Annotated in this window: 4 protein-coding genes and 2 pseudogenes; 3 read left to right on the top strand and 3 right to left on the bottom strand. The window is 66.0% G+C overall.

The genetic code is table 11. The features are described from left to right. The 3 genes and pseudogenes from ACZ6CZ_RS37700 to ACZ6CZ_RS37690 all read right to left on the bottom strand — a co-directional run. Positions 1-105 (bottom strand): annotated as a pseudogene (locus ACZ6CZ_RS37700) (transposase family protein); the annotation flags it as partial. A gap of 39 nt (positions 106-144) precedes the next feature. Beyond that, positions 145-1,488 carry a hypothetical protein gene (locus tag ACZ6CZ_RS37695; protein WP_469030582.1) on the bottom strand — a complete coding sequence of 448 codons (1,344 nt, stop codon included), beginning with the start codon at positions 1,486-1,488 and terminating at the stop codon, positions 145-147. Between the two features lie 87 nt (positions 1,489-1,575). After that, positions 1,576-2,100, bottom strand: a pseudogene (locus ACZ6CZ_RS37690) (ISL3 family transposase); the annotation flags it as partial. A gap of 341 nt (positions 2,101-2,441) precedes the next feature. Between ACZ6CZ_RS37690 and ACZ6CZ_RS37685 the strand changes: the two are divergent. The 3 genes from ACZ6CZ_RS37685 to ACZ6CZ_RS37675 all read left to right on the top strand — a co-directional run. Then, complete coding sequence (locus ACZ6CZ_RS37685; protein WP_469030579.1) at positions 2,442-3,353, top strand: NHL repeat-containing protein; 912 nt, start codon at positions 2,442-2,444, stop codon at positions 3,351-3,353. Positions 3,354-3,610: 257 nt separating this feature from the next. Then, positions 3,611-4,135 carry an ATP-binding protein gene (locus tag ACZ6CZ_RS37680; RefSeq protein WP_469030577.1) on the top strand — a complete coding sequence of 175 codons (525 nt, stop codon included), beginning with the start codon at positions 3,611-3,613 and terminating at the stop codon, positions 4,133-4,135. Then, positions 4,125-4,549: helix-turn-helix domain-containing protein (locus ACZ6CZ_RS37675; protein WP_469030574.1), on the top strand; the 425-nt coding region annotated here is incomplete at its 3' end. The genes ACZ6CZ_RS37680 and ACZ6CZ_RS37675, both read left to right, overlap by 11 nt.

The raw sequence follows: 4,549 nt of genomic DNA, 5'->3' as shown, positions 1-4,549 counted from the left end.
ATCAGCCTCCCACGGCAACACCAACTCATCGACCAAACACGCGAGATGCCGACGAGAGACCCCCGTGAACAGCCGATGCGCCAGCACCGCCCGATCGACCGTGATCGCCACAGCCGGATCATGCCACCTGCCAGCCACGATGCCTCACCCGCTATCACGCACCAGCTCGTTAGTGGTTCGCGCCAGTGTTGCGGCCAGCTTCTCCTGCTCGTTGGTGGCGGAGTGGTCAGCCTCTGCCAGTACAATCTCGGCCTCGTCCCAACGCATCAGTTGGAACAGCACCTCAGCAAGCGTGAAGCGGGCTGCGGCGGTGAAGTGCTGAGCAGGCACTGCTTGCAAAAGGGCGATGGCTTGAGGGTAATCATGGGCGTGGCGGGCCAGTACAGCTCCTCGCATGAGCAGTATCGGCTCTGCGGTGCCAGTGGCGGCCAGTTGCCATGCGGCGGTGTGCAACGTGTCGTCTCGCCGCCTCATGCCATGGGCTTTCGTGCGCTCGGTCTGGGCGAGCAGGAGGGTGCGCTGGCGCGCGGCAGGGATGCCGGCGCGCAGGACTTCGCCGTACAGGGGGTGCGCGAGCTGGATGGTGGTGCGGCGCTGGTCCATGACAATCCGGACAAGGCCCGCCTCTTCGAGGACCGCCCGTATCTCGGCGGTAGCCGCACTCTGGGCATCGGCCAGTGGTACCGGCTCGCACAGAGCGAGCAGCTCCAGCACGGGACGGGCCCGCAGATCCGCTGCGGCCAGCCGGGATTCGATCAGCTCGGTCAGCTTGGGTGTGCCCACCAGCCGATCCTCGGCGATCTCCCAAATCTCCCCGTCGTTGACCAGACTCCCGGTCTGCAGGGCACCCAGTACCAATTCCCGTAGGTACAGCGCGTTCCCACCGGAGGCGGTGTACAGGCCGCGCAGAGTGCGCCGCCCGACCGGAGCACCCAGAGCGGCTTCCAGCACCGCTTCTGCCTGCTCCCGGTCGAACGCCGACAGGTCAATCCGGTGTATCGCGTCCCTGCCTGTTAGGGCGTCAACGGCCTCGCTGACCGGCTCGTCAGTGCGAACCGTACCGATCAGCCGCACCACCCCGGCATCCAGCAGCTGCCGCAACAGTACTGCGGACGCACCGTCCAGGAGATGCAGGTCATCGACAAGCACCGCCCACCGGCGGTTCCACTGCGGTCCCGCCAACGTCCGGGCGATCTCCGCGAAGCTCTTCACCGGATTGGATAATTCCACTCCAGTCGGGATCAGATGCGCGATTGCCCCCAGAGGGACCGTCGCGGCAGCCGCGGAGGCCGTCACCCTCCTTGCTTTCCACTCCTTACGGATGGCCACGGCCAGGCACTCCTCGGCCAGCCGGGATTTGCCCACGCCAGCCGGTCCGAAGATCACCAACCCTTGACAGTGCCGGTTCGCCCAGGCCGCCACGAACTTCTCAAGTTCGCCGTCCCAGGCCAGCAAGGGCCACCGCGACGACACATACTGCATATCCACGACAGCCTCCCAGCGGCGCGCATGCCTTGGGCTTGTGAGCCCCGCCGAGGCAGCTTGCCTTCGTACCATTCACCCTACTCATTCGGTGCCGAGGGCCTTGATCTCTTCTAAGAGGCACTTACGGGGACGGCGGGATCCTCAGCCCGGCGTGTCGTGTGCGCAGGTGCTCGCGGTAGGGGCCGACGAGGCTGACGCGATATTTGGTGGCGCGGAGCATCCGTTCGGGCCGGCGGGCTCGTGCGCAGCGTTTGACGGTGTTCAGGGTCAGTATCAGGCGGCGGGTGCATTCGAGCCGGCCATGCCCTGATTGATCAGGGCATGGGCCCGGTGCCGGCGTTCCAGGATGGTTCGGGCGCGTGGCCCGTCGTAGATGGGGCGTCCAGCCCGGTGGCCCGGCAACTGCTGTGCGTCGCCACCTCGCTGAGGACGGCTCGCGGAGGGCGGGCCCCAGGCGTCACTTGAACGCTTCCAGCGTAGCGGCCGTGCCGTCGGGCAGCACTCGATCCGCTCATGGGTCTCGGCGTCGATTACCACGGTGGCATAGCGGTGCCGCTGGCACAGGACGAAATCGTTGACCCCGATCACACTCGGTACCCGCCCACTGGGCTGAGCACACCACCCTCGGACCCAAGGTCAACCACAGCCACGCCGCCCGCCGAAGGCCAGACCATCACCGCTACAGGCACCGGCCGCCGCACCGCCATCGCCGCAACGCCGGCTCTCCACGTGCCACCGCTCGTCGGTCTCACGTGCGAGCAACGATTACTCATGACCACCTACGTACGCACTGAGATGTTCCTGAATGCGTTCTTCCCCTCACACGCAACCCGCCCGTCGCAGCGCGAAACAAGACGGCTACCCATGTAGCGAGGCAGAAAATGTCAAAGCGACACAAAGCAGCAGCGATAGCAGCCCCTCTCTTTCTCGCATGCGCACTCACTTACACCACAGCCGTGCCTGCCCTGTCAGCCCTCCCGGGAACCGAGCAAGTTTTCGTCATTCCGGGCGCAAAGTCCGCCGAAGGAATCGCCATGGGGAAGGGATCGACCTTCTTCACGGATGATGAATTCGGTGGCGACATCTACCGCGGCGACATCAGGACCGGAGATATCGAAAAATTCGTGGACGTACCGGACGGAATCTTCGACGGCGGCACGAAGATGGCTGTCGGCATGAAGGCCGACACTGACCACGACCTCCTCTTCGTCGCGGGAGGTCTGGACGGTACCGCGCGGGTCTACAACACGAACACCGGAGCGGAGGTGGCCGATTTCCCGCTGGGTGCCGGCGCAGGCATCAACGACGTGGCGCTCACCGAGGCAGGCGCATGGTTCACGGACTCATTTAAAGCGCAATTGTATTTCATCCCGGTGGATAGTAGCGGACAACCGGGCATCCCCCAGACCCTCGGACTCAGCGGTCCCGCCGCGGACACCAGCGCCCAGTTCAACAACAACGGAATCGTTGCCGGGCCCGACGGGACTCTCATCGTCGGCCATACCGGGGAAGGCGCTCTGAACAAAGTCGATCCGATCACTGGAGCGAGTTCGACAATTCCGGGTGTCAGCCTCCCGAACGGCGCCGACGGAATTATCCGCAGAGGAGACACGTTGTACGTCTCGCATGCTTTCAGCGACGAGATAGCGGAAGTGCGACTCCTCATGGATACGCAGGGGCACGTGGTTGAAGGATGCATCACCAGGATGATCCAAAGCCCTCAATTCCACACCCCCAGCACGATCGGGCTGTTCGGAAAAAAACTCGCGGCAGTGAACTCCCACATCACGAAGAACGCCCAGGGTGAAGCTGAACTGCCGCCGACGGCTCCTCAATACGAGGTCGTAGTAATGGACGCGGCTCCTTGAGCCCTCAAGCTCATCCGCCCTCTCGATCGAGGCGGCCCGGTGGTACTGCCCCCAGCACGCGTCTGCGCACCGGGCCTCGCCCGGGCACGTCATACCGGCGCCGGCTGCCCACACCCTGACCCCGCCCCACGGCAGAGGGAGTCCGTTCCCCGTAGCAGCTTCCGCCACCCGCACGGTCGCCTCTGTCCTCTTCTTCACCAGAGGCGACCGAGGAGGCACCATGAAGGCTGGTTCTGAGGGCGACGACGGGTGGCGACATGAACGAGCGACGGGAAGGGGCTGCGATTGTCTGGCCGTTCGTCGGACGGGAGCGCCAACTCGAGTTCCTGCAAGCCCAGCTGATCGGCGGTGGGCGACGGGCGGCGACGGTTCACGGTCCGGCCGGCGTCGGGAAGACGCGGCTGGCGGAGGAGTTCCTCGTGCGCGCAGCACGGGGCGGGCACCGGACCCTGCGCGTCACCGCCGTCCCGGAAAGCGCGGCCATGTCCCTGAGCGCGGTGGCACACTTCTTCCCGGGGCAACCCGACGGAACTCGGAACCCCCGTCCACGTCTTCTCCGCCGCCGCGGACCACCTGTCCGGGCGAGGGGCCAGCTGGATGGTGCTCATCGACGACCTGCATCATCTGGACGTGGCTTCCGAGGTACTGCTGCGCCAGCTCCTCGATGCGGGCATCGTGCGCATCATCAGTACCGTGCGGTCCGGCGAGAGACCCCCCTCCGGCAGGGCACTCGACTCCGGGGATTCTGCTGCCCGCATCGATCCGGCACCGATGGATCGTGACCACGTCATGTCGTTCCTCGAGAGGGCTCTTGGCGGAGCGTGGGATTCAGACGCGGTCGATACCTTCTTCCATGCAAGCAAGCGAGCCGCGGGGGCGGGTGCCCGTCACCAGCTGGTGTTCGCCGACCGGCTGGTGGCCACGCTGATCCACCTGCGGCACGACCTGCCGTACGCGGTGCTGGGGCTGCTCTTCGGCGTCGACCGCTCCACCATCACCCGCGCAGTCGCAGAAGTACGAGCGCTGCTGGCCGAGCGGGGATGCGCGGTCCCCGACCATCCTGGCCTGCGGCTGCGGACCCTGGCCGATGTGTTCGCCTACGCCCAGGCCGAGGGCATCGAGTTACGGCTGGACGCCACCGAGATCCAGGTCCGCCGACCGCCGGCCGGCCGCGGCGGACGGCGCGCGTTCGTCTC

The organism is Streptomyces sp. NPDC041135, assembly GCF_055592085.1.
This window is presented reverse-complemented; position numbering and strand designations above follow the sequence as displayed.

Bases quoted from the DNA above. Each gene is read 5' to 3' on its own strand.
- ACZ6CZ_RS37680 (WP_469030577.1), top strand. From the start codon at position 3,611: ATGAACGAGCGACGGGAAGGGGCTGCGATTGTCTGGCCGTTCGTCGGA.